Annotated in this window: 15 protein-coding genes; 8 read left to right on the plus strand and 7 right to left on the minus strand. The window is 29.8% G+C overall.

The window, feature by feature from the left end:
- Positions 1–8: 8 nt before the first annotated feature.
- From EQM05_RS08090 to EQM05_RS08110, 5 genes are all read left to right on the plus strand, one after another.
- On the plus strand, positions 9–875 hold the full coding sequence (locus EQM05_RS08090; protein WP_128749566.1) for a decaprenyl-phosphate phosphoribosyltransferase: 867 nt from the start codon (positions 9–11) through the stop codon (positions 873–875).
- 11 nt (positions 876–886) lie between these two features.
- A complete protein-coding gene (locus EQM05_RS08095; protein ID WP_128749567.1) occupies positions 887–2155 on the plus strand; it encodes a glycosyltransferase family 39 protein in 1269 nt (422 codons plus the stop codon).
- A gap of 2 nt (positions 2156–2157) precedes the next feature.
- A complete protein-coding gene (locus EQM05_RS08100) occupies positions 2158–2514 on the plus strand; it encodes an SMR family transporter (protein WP_128751069.1) in 357 nt (118 codons plus the stop codon).
- 137 nt (positions 2515–2651) lie between these two features.
- A complete protein-coding gene (locus EQM05_RS08105) occupies positions 2652–3845 on the plus strand; it encodes a pyridoxal phosphate-dependent aminotransferase (protein ID WP_128749568.1) in 1194 nt (397 codons plus the stop codon).
- A gap of 172 nt (positions 3846–4017) precedes the next feature.
- Positions 4018–4278: an HPr family phosphocarrier protein gene (locus EQM05_RS08110; RefSeq protein ID WP_128749569.1), complete on the plus strand. Its 261-nt coding sequence runs from the start codon at positions 4018–4020 to the stop codon at positions 4276–4278.
- 42 nt (positions 4279–4320) lie between these two features.
- Here EQM05_RS08110 and EQM05_RS08115 read toward each other — a convergent pair whose 3' ends face one another.
- Positions 4321–4539: a DUF378 domain-containing protein gene (locus tag EQM05_RS08115; protein ID WP_128749570.1), complete on the minus strand. Its 219-nt coding sequence runs from the start codon at positions 4537–4539 to the stop codon at positions 4321–4323.
- A 181-nt stretch (positions 4540–4720) separates the two neighbouring features.
- Between EQM05_RS08115 and purB the strand changes: the two genes are divergently transcribed.
- Positions 4721–6151 carry an adenylosuccinate lyase gene (purB, locus tag EQM05_RS08120; RefSeq protein ID WP_128749571.1) on the plus strand — a complete coding sequence of 477 codons (1431 nt, stop codon included), beginning with the start codon at positions 4721–4723 and terminating at the stop codon, positions 6149–6151.
- Positions 6152–6848: 697 nt separating this feature from the next.
- Positions 6849–7835, plus strand: coding sequence for a tyrosine recombinase XerC (locus tag EQM05_RS08125; RefSeq protein WP_128749572.1), 987 nt, complete (start codon positions 6849–6851; stop codon positions 7833–7835).
- A gap of 40 nt (positions 7836–7875) precedes the next feature.
- Here the strand turns inward: EQM05_RS08125 and EQM05_RS08130 are convergent, their stop codons facing one another.
- Positions 7876–8361: a hypothetical protein gene (locus tag EQM05_RS08130; protein ID WP_243108027.1), complete on the minus strand. Its 486-nt coding sequence runs from the start codon at positions 8359–8361 to the stop codon at positions 7876–7878.
- A gap of 169 nt (positions 8362–8530) precedes the next feature.
- On the opposite strand from EQM05_RS08130, the gene lexA reads away from it, so the two are divergent.
- The gene (gene lexA, locus EQM05_RS08135) at positions 8531–9142 is read left to right on the plus strand and encodes a transcriptional repressor LexA (protein WP_128749573.1); all 612 of its coding nucleotides are present in this window, start codon (positions 8531–8533) and stop codon (positions 9140–9142) included.
- A gap of 41 nt (positions 9143–9183) precedes the next feature.
- Here the strand turns inward: lexA and EQM05_RS08140 are convergent, their stop codons facing one another.
- The 5 genes from EQM05_RS08140 to mutS all read right to left on the minus strand — a co-directional run bounded on the left by EQM05_RS08140 (position 9184) and on the right by mutS (position 16400).
- The gene (locus tag EQM05_RS08140; RefSeq protein WP_128749574.1) at positions 9184–10476 is read right to left on the minus strand and encodes a methionine gamma-lyase family protein; all 1293 of its coding nucleotides are present in this window, start codon (positions 10474–10476) and stop codon (positions 9184–9186) included.
- Between the two features lie 120 nt (positions 10477–10596).
- Positions 10597–10839, minus strand: coding sequence for an RNA chaperone Hfq (hfq, locus tag EQM05_RS08145; RefSeq protein ID WP_128749575.1), 243 nt, complete (start codon positions 10837–10839; stop codon positions 10597–10599).
- 69 nt (positions 10840–10908) lie between these two features.
- Positions 10909–11847 carry a tRNA (adenosine(37)-N6)-dimethylallyltransferase MiaA gene (miaA, locus tag EQM05_RS08150; protein WP_128749576.1) on the minus strand — a complete coding sequence of 313 codons (939 nt, stop codon included), beginning with the start codon at positions 11845–11847 and terminating at the stop codon, positions 10909–10911.
- A 41-nt stretch (positions 11848–11888) separates the two neighbouring features.
- Positions 11889–13745, minus strand: a complete 1857-nt coding sequence (gene mutL / locus EQM05_RS08155) for a DNA mismatch repair endonuclease MutL (RefSeq protein WP_128749577.1) — start codon at positions 13743–13745, stop codon at positions 11889–11891.
- Between the two features lie 21 nt (positions 13746–13766).
- On the minus strand, positions 13767–16400 hold the full coding sequence (gene mutS, locus EQM05_RS08160) for a DNA mismatch repair protein MutS (RefSeq protein ID WP_128749578.1): 2634 nt from the start codon (positions 16398–16400) through the stop codon (positions 13767–13769).
- Between the last annotated feature and the right edge of the window lie 23 nt (positions 16401–16423).

Here is a 16423-nt window from a genome sequence, read left to right on the forward strand (position 1 = left end):
AGGATATTATGAATATAAAGGGACTTATACAACTAATTAGACCTAAACAATGGATTAAAAATTGTTTTGTATTTGCTGCAATAATTTTTTCAGGTAATTTTCTAAATATAACAATGTTATATTCTAATATAGTAACATTTTTATTATTTTGCCTGACTTCTTCTTCCGTATACATTTTGAATGATATTGTTGATATAGATAAGGACAGATGTCATCCACAAAAGAAATATAGACCGCTTCCAAGCGGGAAGGTATCTATAAAGTCTGCTGTTATACTGGATATATTAATAGTTATATCTGTTGCGCTTCTATCATTTTTGTATTTGGATATAAGAATATTATTTATTTTTGCAGTATATTTTGTAATTAATATACTGTACTCATTTAAATTAAAGAATGTAGTAATAATTGATGTAATGATAATAACCTTTGGTTTTGTGTTAAGAGTTGAAAGTGGAAGTATAGCAACCGGGGTACAGGTTTCACCATGGCTTTTCCTATGCACTATCCTTTTATCATTATTCTTAGCATTAAATAAAAGGAAAAGTGAGATTATTACTTTGAAGGATAAAAGCGCTAATCACAGAAAAATATTAGAAGAATACAGTGTTGCAATGATAGATAATATGTTAACAATAGTAACACCCTCAATATTAATGGCATACAGCTTATATACATTCAGTACAGTACAAAGTAAAACTATGATGTATACTATTCCATTTGTTTTATACGGGATATTCAGATATGAATATCTCATGGACAAGAAAAATATTGGAGGAAAACCAGAAGATGTTTTTGGCAGTGATCTTCCATTCCTAGTTAATATAATATTATGGGTAATTTCATCACTTATTATTATATACTTTAAATTATAAGGAGAAACAAAATGTATTTTGAAAAAATAACAACTAGAGAACATAATAGATATTATTTCTATATGTGTATTTTAAGCTTATTATTAAGCATACTATGGGTTTTATTTATTAACTCAGTTCCATTTTCCGATTTTGACTACTACTACAATTTAGCTAAACATATAGCTAATGGGGGTAAGTGGGGAGATACATATACATCTGTCGGCTATGCCATAGTGCTTGGCGGTGTTTTTAAAATATTTGGGGCAAGCGTTATGGTAGGAAAGATATTTAATATTGTTCTTACATTAATAAATAATATACTATTTTATAATATCTTAAATTGTGTTAATTTAAATAAAAGAGATAAAAAGATAATTTTTACATTGTTTGTATTGTTTCCAAATAATATTTTTTATAATAGTATTTTATGCACTGAAATACTATTTACATGTATACTGCTGTTAACAACTTTGGTTTATTTTAAGGATATAAAATACAAATATATAATTATGGGTATTTTAACTGGTATAAACAGCCTGGTAAAGCCTTTCTTCATAGTTATTTTCTTCGGTGTATTTATAGTAGAAATTTTAAAAGATAAAAAGTTTACTAAGGCCTTTACAAAAAGTATGACTGTACTTATTGTTTCTTTGATAACAATTTCTCCCTGGATTTACAGAAATACAAAATATATTGGTGAATTTACATCTATTTCAAATAATGGGGGTATTGTATTATATATAAACAATAATTCCACAAATAATATGGGAAGATGGATGCCCTCAGATAATGTTGAAAACTCAATTACAGTTACAGATAAATATAGATCTTCTAACAGAACACAGCAAAATAAAATGCTGTCACAGGCTGCAAAAAAGTGGATAGTTAATAATCCTAAAAGATTCATGGAGCTTGGCTTTAAAAGATTATATAATACATACTTTTTAGGGGATGACATTGGATACAGTATCTATGGATCAAGTCTTAGCAGTGCAGCAAGCCATAAATTATTTATCATTACAAATATTATAAGGAATTTAATATTTATTCCGGGAACTATAGGAATCTTAGCATATTCGATTTATATAATTGTAATGATATTTAAAAATAAAACTCAGAATTTAAATAAATGCAGTTTATTTTTCTTAATTTTATATTACATGTTTTCTTGTGTTTATTTTATCACTGAGGGACAGTCCAGGTACTCATTTCCTATTATTTTTGTAATGATATATTTCTTTTATTTTACATTTAAAAATGTCTTTAGTTATTTTACAAATAAGGAGAATCTGCTATGAACATGCTAGGTTTAATATTAACATCTGTTTTTTTAGGAGCTATGGGCCAGGTACTGGTAAAACTTGGTGCCACAAATTTAACTTTGGATTTTTCATCTAAATATATACTTTCAAGCATTTTGTCCATACTGAAAAATGTACCTGTTATGTGCGGCATAATATCTTATGGAATAAGCTTTTTACTTTGGATAAAAGTTTTAAGTAAGGTTGAGCTTAGTTATGCATATCCTATGGTAAGCTTAGGATATGTAATTGTTATGATATTTTCGTATTTCTTATTTAAAGAAAATATTTCACTTTTAAGGGTCATAGGGGTTATATTTATTATTATTGGTGTTGTACTCATATCAAGAAGCTAATTGCATAGATTTAATAAATGAATTTATATAGTTTAAATGTTTACAAATTGAAAGATAAATGTTATATTTATATCAATTGAATAATAACTTTCATTTTTTAGAAAAGATGAAAAGTTTAAGTTGTGGGGGTAATTAATATGATATTGTCAAAAAAAGCACTTCAAATTGAACCATCATTAACACTATCAATAACTGCAGCAGCAAAAAAAATGAAACTTGAAGGAATTGATGTGGTTGGATTTGGGGCCGGGGAACCTGATTTTAATACACCTTTAAATATTCAGCAGGCTGCAATAACTGCAATAAAAAAGGGGTTTACAAAATATACAGCAGCATCGGGAATAATAGAACTAAAAGAAGCTATAATAAAGAAGCTTAGAAATGACAATAATATAAAGTATAATGCATCACAAATTATTATATCAACTGGTGCAAAACAGTGTTTGTCAAATGTATTTCAAGCTATATTGAATCCAGGTGATCAGGTTTTAATTCCAATACCATACTGGGTAAGTTATCCTGAACTGGTGAAATTGGCAGACGGTATACCCGTATTTGTAAAAACATCTGACAGTAACAATTTTAAGTACACTATTGATGAACTGGAGAAAAATGTAACAGAAAAAACAAAAGCCATTTTAATTAATAGTCCAAACAATCCTGCTGGATTTGTTTATTCAAAGGAAGAATTAATTTCACTTGCTGAGTTTGCAAAGAAACATGATATATTTATAATATCAGATGAAATATATGAAAAACTTATATATGGAGATGAAAAGCATATCAGCATAGCAAGCCTTTCTAAGGATGCTTACAACAGGACTGTAGTAATAAATGGAGTTTCAAAGACATATGCCATGACAGGATGGAGAATTGGATATGCTGCAGGCCCTGAGGAAGTAATTAAGCTTATGTCAAATATTCAAAGCCATACTACATCAAATGCAAATTCTATAGCTCAATATGCATCGGTAGAGGCATTAAATGGAGATAAGAGTGAAGTTGAAAAAATGATACAGGAATTTGCAAAAAGAAGAAATTATATGGTAGAAAGACTTGATGAGATTAAAGGATTAAGCTGTATTAAACCTAAGGGAGCTTTTTATGTAATGGTTAATCTGGATAGTGCTATAGGTAAAAAGGCAGATAATACAGTTATTGAGGATTCAATAGTATTTTCAAAGTTACTTTTAGAAAAGGAAAAAGTGGCGGTAATTCCTGGAGCAGCCTTTGGAATGAATAATTATATAAGGCTTTCATATGCAACTTCAATGGAGAATATTAAAAAAGGACTGGATAGAATTAATAGATTTATGCTGTACATTAAATAACTATTAATTTTATTTGAGATATTTTATGACTTTTTAAGTTTTTTTTAAATTAAATTGTGCAAAATGTAATTTATTCTAAACTTCAGGTTGAACTTTTGGTCAAAAATGATATAATTATGTAAGTGGTGTTTTACACAATAGTATATAATACAAATTAATAGGGGTGAAATGAATGGTATCTAAAGAAGTTATAGTAAAAAGCTCAACAGGCTTACATGCTAGACCAGCTACTTTGTTAGTAAAAAAGGCTTCTTCTTTTAAATCAGATATATCTGTAGAATTTAATGGAAAGAAAGCAAATGTTAAAAGTTTAATTGGTGTATTATCTCTTGGAGTAACTAAAGATTCCAAGATTAAAGTTATTGCATCAGGCGATGACGAAGCTTTAGCAGCTGAAGAAATCGTTAAACTTATTGAATCTATAGAAGAATAATATTGATGTATAAATAAAAGGCTCCAAGGAGCCTTTTATTTATTATGCTTTTATGGAGCTTTTCATTTTAATAAGAATTAATATCATATTAAGACCAGCAATACCTAATAAAATATAAATTATTCTTGCAATCATAGGAGCAGGCTCACCAAATATTGCTGCTATTATATTAAAATTGAACAGCCCTAATAATCCCCAATTTATGGCCCCTAAAATAACAAGTATAGAAGAAATTTTGTCCATTAAATTAAATTTATACATTAAAGTCCTCCAAACATATTATTTCCTAATAGATTATATTTAAAAATATGAAAAATAGAACATATTTTATAAATAAAAATAGAAATTGACGAACATAATATATACAATAATAAATAACATATGCTATAATATGAATGAATTGTATAAAATATATATTATTATGCGTAAGGAGAATTTAATTATGAGAAATACATATAATACTCCATTAAACTCCAGGTATGCTTCTAAGGAAATGAGCTATTTATTCTCAGAAGAAATGAAATTCAAAACCTGGAGAAAATTATGGATAGCTTTAGCTGAAGGAGAGAAGGAATTGGGATTACCCATCACTGAGGAACAAATAAATGAGCTTAAAGCTTACAAAGATAATATAAATTATGATGTTGCAGAGGAAAGAGAAAAGGTTGTCAGACACGATGTAATGAGCCATGTATATGCCTACGGAGTTCAATGCCCTAATGCAAAGGGCATAATTCATCTTGGAGCAACCAGCTGTTATGTTGGAGATAATACAGATTTAATAATAATGAGAGAAGCAATGCTTTTAATTAAGAAAAAGATTATAAATATTATAAATGCTTTATCAAAGTTTGCTGTAAAATATAAAGAAATGCCTACTTTAGGTTTTACTCATCTTCAGCCAGCGCAATTAACCACTGTTGGAAAAAGAGCAACATTATGGATTCAGGATTTGATTCTGGATATAGAAAATTTAGATTATGTTATTGAAAACTTAAGATTCAGAGGAGTTAAAGGTACAACAGGTACACAGGCAAGTTTTATGGAATTGTTTAATGGTAATGAAGAACTTGTAAAAAAACTGGATAGGATAGTTACAAATAAAATGGGATTTACTAAAGAATTTATGGTCACAGGGCAGACATATCCTAGAAAAGTTGACTCAATAATATTAAATACCATTTCTGAAATTGCACAAAGCGGGTATAAATTCAGCAACGATATCAGACTTCTTCAAAGTATGAAGGAAATTGAAGAGCCTTTTGAAAAAAATCAAATAGGATCATCTGCCATGGCATATAAGAGAAACCCAATGAGAAGTGAACGTTTGGGTGCTTTAGCAAGATATATAATCGTAAATTCATTGAATCCTGCAATAACAGCAGCTACTCAATGTTTTGAAAGGACGCTTGACGATTCTGCTAACAAGAGAATAGCAATACCAGAAGCTTTTCTTGCATTAGATGGAGTTCTTAACCTGTATTTAAACATAAGCAGCAATTTAGTTGTTTATGATAAAGTTATCAAATCCCATGTGAATAATGAGCTGCCATTTATGGCTACAGAAAATATTCTAATGGAATGCGTAAAAAGAGGAGGAGACAGACAGGATCTTCATGAAAAAATCAGAATTCATTCTATGGAAGCTGGAAAAAGAGTTAAGGAATTAGGATTAAATAACGACTTAATTGAAAGAATAATAAATGATAAAGCCTTTGGACTTTCAAAAGATGAAATATTGTCTTTAATTGATCCAAAAAAGTTTACTGGAAGAGCTGCAGGGCAGGTTGATGATTTTATAGCAGAACAGGTAAAACCTATTTTGGAATCAAATAAAGAAAGTCTTGGTGTTGAATCAGAAATAAATGTATAAATAAAAGCATGAAGCAGGTTAGCTTCATGCTTTTATTTTTACTTAAACAAATGAGGATTAAAGTTAACATAATAAGTATTATTAATGTTTTTAATGCAGGTATACCATTTGCTCTGATTTATAAATATAAATAATAATAAAATTTAAAGGTACAAAAAGCTAGTTGATACACATTCTAAAAATATAATAAACATATAAAACGGTGCTATGTCAAAAATTGTAACTATATATAAAAATGAATCAACATAATTATGCCCAGGCTGTGAACTGTTATGATTGTGGTAATAATGCCCATAATTAATAACATGTGTTAATAACTTATTATTAAATTATTTTTGTATAACTGTATCAATAATATTAAATGTAAGGTATAACAGATATTATCAGCAACCCTCTTTTACAGTTATACCATTCTCAATTGAAATTAACATATTGAAAGGTGATATATTATTATAAAATGACAAATATATACAACATATTTACTGAGCATTCAAATTGCTGACTATAGTATAGAAAAATAGATAAAATTTTAATAATTCTAAGTTATATATAAAATATTTTAAAAACATTATTGCAGTAAATAAAAAATTTATTGAAAAAAGAAGGATTTTCACTCCCCTGCGTAGAATATTATATTCGCTAAATAACCATTTAGCGAAGTTGTAACTTATTTTTATTGTAAAAAGAAGGCGGAATAATGAAATATGATTTGAAAAATGTTTTTGACCCGGATTTGCCCAAAAGCGTTAATGACTTTTTTAATTATTTAGATACCATCAAGGGAAAATCAAAAAATACTATAGATGGCTATAAAGTTGATCTAACAATGTTTTTTAGATTTTTAAAATTATATAAAGGTATTACAAGTAAGACGGATGCATTTGAGCAGATAAAGATAAATGACATTGATAATAAATTTATAAGAGATATCAGTCTCCAGGATCTATATGCTTTTATTGCCTTTGCTGAGAGCTATAGAAATAACGGAAATTATGCCAGAGCCAGAAAAGTAGCTACTTTGAAATCCTATTTTAAATATCTTCAAGGCAAAGCAAAGATAATAGATGAAAATCCTGCTATGGAGCTGGAATCTCCAAAGATAAATAAGAGAAACCCTATTTATCTTACATTGGATGAAAGCAAAAAGCTTCTAAAATCTATTGATGGCAGATATAAAGAACGGGATTACTGCATTATTACCATTTTTTTAAATTGTGGATTAAGACTTTCAGAGCTTTGCGGAATAAATATTTCTAATTTAAAGGAAGATACTCTTACTGTAATTGGCAAAGGAAATAAGGAAAGAACAGTGTATCTAAATAATGCATGCATTAAGGCCATTAATAATTATTTGCAGGTAAGGAACCTGGATTTTGATAAAATTAAGGACAAGGATGCCCTTTTTATTAGTAAGAATTATACAAGAATTAATAAAAGATCTGTTGAATTAATGTTAAAGAAGTATCTGAAACAATCTAATTTAGATGTGGAAAAATATACTCCTCATAAGCTTCGTCATACTGCTGCCACTTTGATGTACAAGTATGGTAATGTGGATATCAGAAGTCTGCAAAAGATACTTGGGCATGAGAATATTTCAACTACTCAGATATATACACATGTTGACGATGAAAAACTTAGAGAAGCTGTAAATTCCAATCCTCTAAGTGATGAGGAAGAGTAAAGCAAAAGCATGGAAGGATTCAGCCCCATGCTTTTTACCATTAATTTTTGTATTTTGATGGCTTGAGTTTTATTAAACCTGGAAATTGTTCTTCAAATAAACTATCTAATTTGGTGTTGTCTTCTAATACTTCACCTAATCCATTAACATCATCAATAAATTCCACATTCATGTCCATTACGTCAACATAATCATCATTATTGTAATTTGAATCATGTTCTTCCGTTGAGTAATCATCATCTAAATATTCATCATCGGAGCAGTCATCCTCTGAATATTCATCATCAGAACAATCCTCATCATGGTGTTCTTCTATATTAGTTTCTTCATGCTGGATTTTATCAGCATATTTTTCATCTTCAATAATTTCATCTATTTTAATTGCCTTTGTGTCTATCCACTGCTCTTCCAGGCATTTACCGCAGTTATTGCATATTTTATTTGGGTCTAAATCACAAATATCGCATTTCCCGCAATCATCACAGGATTTATTATCGTCAAATATACATTTTTTTTCTTTCATCATTTTATCCCTCTAATTTATATAATTTCGTTTATTTTCTTGTACATTATATCAAAGTAATAATATTTTATCAAATATATATATTGTGTTTTTTGGGCATAATAAGAACATAAGTTTGATGTTTCACATTTTATATGATATAATTACTTTAAAGATTGTGAGGTGTTGATGAATGACCGAACCTAAAAGTTCAAAGCAAAAAGAAATATATGATTACATAAAAAGTCAAATACATTTAAAAGGTTATCCCCCTTCTGTTAGGGAAATATGCAGCGCTGTAGGTCTGAGTTCTACATCTACTGTGCATGGCCATTTAGCAAGACTTGAGAAAAAAGGCCTGATAAGAAGGGATCCTACTAAACCAAGGGCTATTGAAGTTTTAGAAGAAACTTCTATGAGAAAAGAATTAGTGGATATTCCAATCATTGGAACTGTAACTGCCGGAAAGCCAATTTTGGCAATAGAAAATATAGAGGATTCTTTTCCTATACCTATCAGTTATATTAAAAGTAATAATCAGCATTTCATGTTGAAGGTTAAAGGCGAAAGTATGATTGATGCAGGTATATACAGTGGAGATTTAGCAATTATTGAGCAGGTTAGCACTGCAGAAAATGGCGAAATTGTTGTTGCGCTAATAGGAAATGAAGCTACTATAAAAAGGTTTTATAAGGAAGAAGGCCATATACGTCTTCAGCCTGAAAATAAAACTATGAGTCCAATTATAGTTGATGACTGTCAAATCCTTGGCAGACTTGTTGGATTATTTAGAGATTATAAATAAAAAATATAAGCTGCTTATGTTAAAGCAGCTTATATTTTTATCTATTTTGAATTTTTTAAAACCTCTGTAAGTGCAATTAATATTCCTATTTTAGCATGGTCAAAATTCAAACCGCCTTGAAGATAACCTATGTAAGGTTCCCTTATTGGTGCATCTGCAGAAAGTTCTATGGATGATCCCTGAATAAATGATCCTGCTGCCATTATTACCTTATCTTCATATCCTGGCATATCCCATGGCTCGCATTGAACAAAGGAATCAACTGGGGACCCCTTTTGAATTCCCTTACAAAAACTTATCAATTTATTTTTATCATTAAATTTAATGGATTGAATTATATCACTTCTTTTATCTGTGTACTTAGGAAGCACTTCAAAACCTGCAAGTTCCATGATCCTGGCACAGAATATTGCCCCTTTTAAAGCTTCAATAGAAACATGAGGAGCAAAGAATAAGCCTTGAAACAAAAGCCTCATTACACCAAAGGTAGAGCCGCACTCTCCCCCTATTCCAGGGACAGTCAGCCTGTATGAAGCTTGCAGCACATATTCCTCTTTGCCTGCAATATATCCTCCTGTTGGAGCTATTCCTCCACCAATATTTTTTATCAAAGAACCAGCAATTAAATCAGCTCCTACTTCAGTAGGTTCTTTTGTGTCAATAAACTCACCATAGCAATTATCTACAAAGCAGATAACATTTGGATTAATATTTTTTACAAAATCAATTATTTCCTTTATTTCAGAAATAAGTAATGATTTTCTCCATCCATAACCTGTAGAACGCTGAATATGAACTATTTTAATACTTGCATCAGTTGTTAATGCTTGTCTGATTCCATCAAAATCTACTTTTCCCTGGCTGGTTAAATCTATTTGTTTGTATTTAACGCCAAAATCTTTTAAAGAACCAATATTCTTATTACCGCTGATTCCAATAATGCTATGTAAAGTATCATATGGTTCTCCACATACAGAAAGCAGAGTATCACCGGGTCTTAAATTGCCAAAAAGTGCTGCACCTAAGGCATGTGTTCCATTGACGAAATGAGGTCTTACCAAAGCAGATTCAGTATTAAAAATCCTGGCATATACTTTATCAAGGGAGTCTCTTCCTATATCTCCATATCCGTAACCAGTAGAATTTGTAAAATGTGAATCGCTTATTCTTTCATCCTGAAAAGCCTTTAGTACTTTTATCTGATTAAATTCCCTAATCTCATCATATGCATTAAACTGAGAACTTATATCCTTCATAGTCTGTTCATATAAATCTATCACGGCATCACTTATGCCATATGTATTTTTTAAATTATCCTTTGTTGCGTCAAGCATTTACTACTTAACCTCCTTCTAAAAAAGTCACTATAAAATATAATCTAAAGTAAATATCCATAGAGTAACAAAATATATAATAGCATATAAAAAAAGAATAGGCAAACTGGAAGCCTATTCTTAAATTTCATCTTCTTCGTTACTTGTAAATAATACAGGTTTAAATGGAGTTATTGTGGATATAGCATGCTTATATATCATCATTTGTCTTCCATCACAATCTAATACTACGGTAAAGCTGTCAAAACCTTTAACAATACCTTTTAACTGAAATCCATTTGTCAAATAAACAGTTACTGTTATTTTATTTTTTCGAGTGCTATTTAAAAATATATCCTGAAGATTGTTTGTAGTTTTATTCATATATTTCACCCTCCATACATAAGTTTATCTTTGTTTAATTCTATATTAATGTAGTAAAATCCTTTATTTTTAATAAAATAATTGCTCCTTTATTCTGCCTTTTATGTACTTAACAATATCATCTTCACTGGAAAAGGAATCCTTATCCACCCACTGAACTCTGTTATCTTTTCTAAACCATGTTAACTGCCTTTTTGCATAGTTTCTGCTGCCCTTTTTAATTAAATATACGGCTTCATCAAAAGAAATTTTACCTTCTAAATAATAGAGCATTTCTTTATACCCTATTCCTTTCATGGATTGCATGTTTTCATTTAACCCCATGTGTTTCAGCATTTTTACTTCATTGACAAGACCACTTTCAATCATTTTATCTACTCTTTGATTTATTCTGTCATATAGTTTTTTTCTGTCCATAGTCAAAACGAAATAAGTAATGTTATATGGAATATCATGAACCTTTTTTTCTGAATTAAACCTACTAATTGGAGTGCCAGTTAATTTATATACCTCTAATGCTCTTATTACCCTTTTTAAATCATTTGGAAACAATTTATGGTATGATGCAGGGTCAATATCTTTAAGCATTTCATGAACATAAATTTTACCCTTTAAGCTGGCCTGCTCCTGAAGATATTTTCTATATTCCATATCGCAGTCAGCAGCTGTAAAATCATAATTGTTAATCAACGAGTTAATATATAATCCTGTGCCCCCCACCAGCATAGGAATTTTGTTATTTAAAAGAACACTGTCAATTGCCTCTTCTGCCATGCTTTTATAATCAGAAACAGTAAAATTTTCTTTTGGATCTAAAAAGTCAATTAAATGATGTACAATGCCATTCATTTCTTCTTTTGTTACCTTAGCTGAACCTATATCCATGTATTTATATATCTGCATTGAGTCTGAGGATATAATCTCTCCATTTAATTCTTTTGCAAGTTTTATGGAGATATGAGTTTTTCCTACTCCCGTTGGGCCTGCCAGGATGACTAAGTTTTTCATTATTTTCCTCCTTAGTATGTAGATATTTATTTTTCTACTGTTTATTGAATTCTTTTGAACTTTTTTTCAATATCATATAAATCCATTTTAATAATTGTAGGCCTCCCATGAGGACAGGTAAATGGATCTTCAATATAACGCAGTTCTTCAATTAAAGATTTCATTTCAATATCACTAAGAGGGTCATTTGCCTTAATTGCTGCCTTACAAGCCTGGGTTGCAATGGAATTGTATTTAACAGCATCTTTTTCCCCTGTTCCCATATTCTTTAAATTATCTAAAATATCCATAAAAAGATTTTTTAAATTAGGCTTGCCTAGTATAACAGGAACTTCTCTGATTGTTATGGTATTATCCCCAAATATCTCTATTTTAAAACCTGTGTTTTCGAATATTTCCTTAAAGTCGTTATAGTATGCAAAATCCTCTGGAGTCAGCTCTACAACTAATGGTGATAAAAGTAACTGGCTCACTACATGTTTTTCTAAAATACTTTTTTTAAATTTTTCAAATAATATCTTTTCATGAGCTGCATGCTGATCAATCATATAAAGAGTATCATTATATTCTGCAATTATATAGGTTTTATGAAATTGGCCTATTATATTTAATGAAGGAAATTTTGGAACTCCTTCAGTTTTGCTGATTTCATAATTAGCGGTTTTATTTGTTTTTTCAGTGACTAAATAGTTTTCTTTATTTAAATTAACGTTATTAGCAGTATATTCAGCTTTTGGATGTATATTTGTATTTTCCTTATTATTTTCTGAAATATAATGACTATAATTATTGTTGGAACTTATTTCATTTATATTACCATTAGATTCACTTTTCAGATCAATTGGTATCTGCACTATGGTTTTAGGCATGCTTTCAGATGAGGTATCTTCCTTATTAAATGATTTAAATAAATATTGTCTTAACGCTTCATGAACAGCATCGAATACCAATTTATAAATATATCTGTCATCTCTGAATTTTAATTCTGATTTAGTTGGATGAACATTAACATCAATAAATTCGGGGTAAATATCCAAGCAAAGTATAAAAAAAGGAAATTTATTTATAGTTAAAAATGATTTAAATGCATTTTCTACAGCTGCAGTAATGGATTTATTTTTTATATACCTTTTATTAACAAAGATACTTTGATTATTTCTGCTTCCCCTGCTTATTTCAGAATTTCCAATAAACCCATACACAGAAGCAATATCAGAAACTTTTTCAAATGGTATTATATTTTCATATATACTTCTGCCATAAATGCTTCTAATGGTTTCTTTCATGCTTCCAGTACCATAAGTTGTCATAACAGTTTTACCATTGTTTATATACTTAAAACTAATATCAGAGTTTACTAATGCCAGTCTGCTAATAATATCTGAAATAGATGCTGTTTCTCTTTGGGGAGATTTTAAAAACTTCTGCCTTGCAGGTACATTATAAAATATATCAGATACACATATAGAAGTTCCCACATTGGATGCAGCTTCAGATATTTTTTCTACTTTGCCTCCTGAAATTTTTATTTCTTTTCCAAAATTAAAATCTCTTGTTCTGCTTTTTAGAGTTAATTTTGATACTGCAGCTACACTTGCCAAAGCCTCTCCCCTAAACCCCATGGTTTTTATAGAATATATGTCTTCTATTTTTGAGATTTTACTGGTAGCATGAGGAGAAAATGCTTTCTCAATATCATCTGGGTGGATTCCGCTGCCATCATCAATGATATTTATAAATTTTTCTCCACCCTCACCTATTTCTATTATAATGTTTTTAGCCTCAGCATCTATGCTGTTTTCAACAAGTTCCTTAACTACAGAGGAAGGTCTTTCTACAACCTCACCTGCAGCAATTTTATTAGAAGTACTACTATCTAATATATTAATTCTACCCAATTAGAGCACCTTCTTATATTGTTATTGAATGTCTTTAGCTTTATTTATTAATTCATAAAGCTTATTAAATCCTTCCATTGGATTCATATCCAGAATATTAAGATCAGATAATTCCTTTATAAGGGCATTTTTCTTAAGGTCCATAAAATCAATTTGTTTTACAGCCGTATCTTTCTTTTTAGTCTTATTTTTTTTAGCTGCATTATTATCTGCAGCAATTTCATTTATATCTAAATGTCCGCTTTTTTCAAGCTCAATATTTTTTAATATTTCTTTAGCCCTGGATATAACAGCATGGGGAAGACCAGCTAATTTAGCAACCTCAATACCATAAGACTGATCAGCACCTCCGCTTACTATTTTTCTAAGGAATATTATTTCATCTCCCATCTCTTTAACTGAAACGGAATAATTTTTAACTCCAGGCACTGTATTCTCTAACTGTGTAAGTTCATGGTAGTGAGTTGCAAAAAGTGTTTTGCATTTTAGGTTTTTGTTATTGCAGATGTACTCAATAACTGCCCATGCTATACTTAAACCATCGTAAGTACTGGTTCCTCTTCCAACTTCATCAAGTAAAATCAAACTCTTTTTTGTTGCATTTTTTAGTATATTTGAAACTTCCCACATTTCCACCATAAATGTACTTTTACCAGCTGATAAATCATCTGAAGCTCCTATTCTGGTAAATATTTTATCACAAATGGATATCTTTGCATAACTTGCAGGTACGAAGCTTCCTATTTGAGCCATTAAGGTAATTAAAGCAACCTGTCTCATATAAGTGGATTTACCTGCCATGTTAGGGCCTGTAATAAGCAGCATCTGCTCTTTTTTAGTATTGATTAAAGTATCATTAGTAACAAAGTTTCCATTAGAAATTACTTTTTCAACCACAGGATGCCTGCCATCTTTTATTTCAGTTTCGTCACCTTCTGTAATAACAGGCTTACAATAGTTGTTCTCAAGTGCCGATGTGCTTAAAGAGCTTAAGCAGTCAATTTCAGATACAATTTTAGCACATAATTTCATTCTATTCAGCTGAGTTTCAATTTTCTCTCTTACCTCTGTAAAAAGATTATATTCCAAAACTGTTAACTTTTCTTCTGCACCAAGTATTTTATCTTCCATTTCCTTCAGTTCAGGAGTTATATATCTTTCAGCATTTGCAAGGGTCTGCTTTCTTATGTATCTTCCTTCAGGTACAGAGCTGAGATTAGACTTTGTAATTTCTATATAATAACCAAAAACCCTATTATATCCTACTTTTAAAGATTTAATCCCTGTAAACTCTCTTTCTTTATTTTCTAAGGAAGCAATCCATTCCTTACCATGAGATTTAGCATCTCTAAGCTCATCTACCTCCTCATTGTATCCATCCTTTATTATGTTACCCTCTTTAACTGAAATAGAAGGATTTTCAATAATGGATTTATTAAGAAGGTCATAAATATCTTCCAGGGTATCTAATTTATTATACATCTTTAAAAATAAGTTGCTTTTTAAACCAGATAAAATATTTTTTATCTGAGGAAGTTTACTTATGGAAAGCTTTAATGAAATCAGTTCCTTAGCATTAACATTTTTTGATGCAATTTTTCCTACTATACGTTCAATATCATAAATATCTTTTAAAGAATCCTTTAAATCCTCATGACATGTATAATTATTAATTAACTCTTCAACTGCATTTAGTCTATCTTCAATTAATGTTTTATTTACCAGTGGCTCCTCTATCCATTTTCTAAGAGCCCTGCCTCCCATAGCAGTATTTGTCTTATCTAAAATCCAAAGAAGAGAACCTTTTTTAGACTTTTCTCTGATGTTTTCAGTTATTTCAAGATTTCTCCTTGTATTTATATCCATACTGAGGAAGTCATCAACACTGTAGTAATCAAATAAATTTATATGACTTACATCATTTTTCTGAGTTTCATGAATATATAGAAGTAAAGACGAAGAAGCCTTTAAAGCTGATTCATTATAAAGGCTTATATCAAAATCTTTAAACTGATGTTTAAGTTTTTCTATAGAACTATTATCATAATATGAACTATTTAAAACTGTAAAATAACAGTTAACTCTTTCTTTTAGAACATTTTCATTCTTTTTATCTATATCCTGCTGAATCAAAATTTCCTTAGGTGAAAACTTGGAGATTTCATCAAGTACCAGATTTATATTTTGACTGCAGTTAGTCACATTAAATTCACCTGTAGAAACATCTGAAGTGGCAATGCCAATAGTGTCTGAGGATTTGTCTATATAAATACTCATTACATAGTTATTTCTTGTTTCATCAAGATAATCTGACTCAGTATATGTTCCTGGAGTAATTATTTTAATTAAATCTCTTTTAACTATACCTTTTGCCAGTGCAGGATCTTCCATCTGTTCACAAATTGCAATTTTATAACCTTTGTTTACAAGTCTGCCAACATATGTATTGGCTGCATGATAAGGTATACCGCACATAGGAGCTCTTTTATCCATACCGCAGTCCCTGCCTGTAAGAACCAATTCAAGTTCTTTTGATGCAATTTCTGCATCTTCAAAAAACATCTCATAAAAATCTCCAAGTCTAAAAAAAAGAATGCAGTCCTTAACACTTTCCTTAATTTCTAAATACTGCTGCATCATAGGAGTTAATGACATATTAAGTTCCCCCTTGTCTCTTG

Origin of the sequence: Clostridium sp. JN-9, assembly GCF_004103695.1 — a bacterium.
In the GTDB taxonomy this organism is placed as follows: domain Bacteria; phylum Bacillota; class Clostridia; order Clostridiales; family Clostridiaceae; genus JN-9.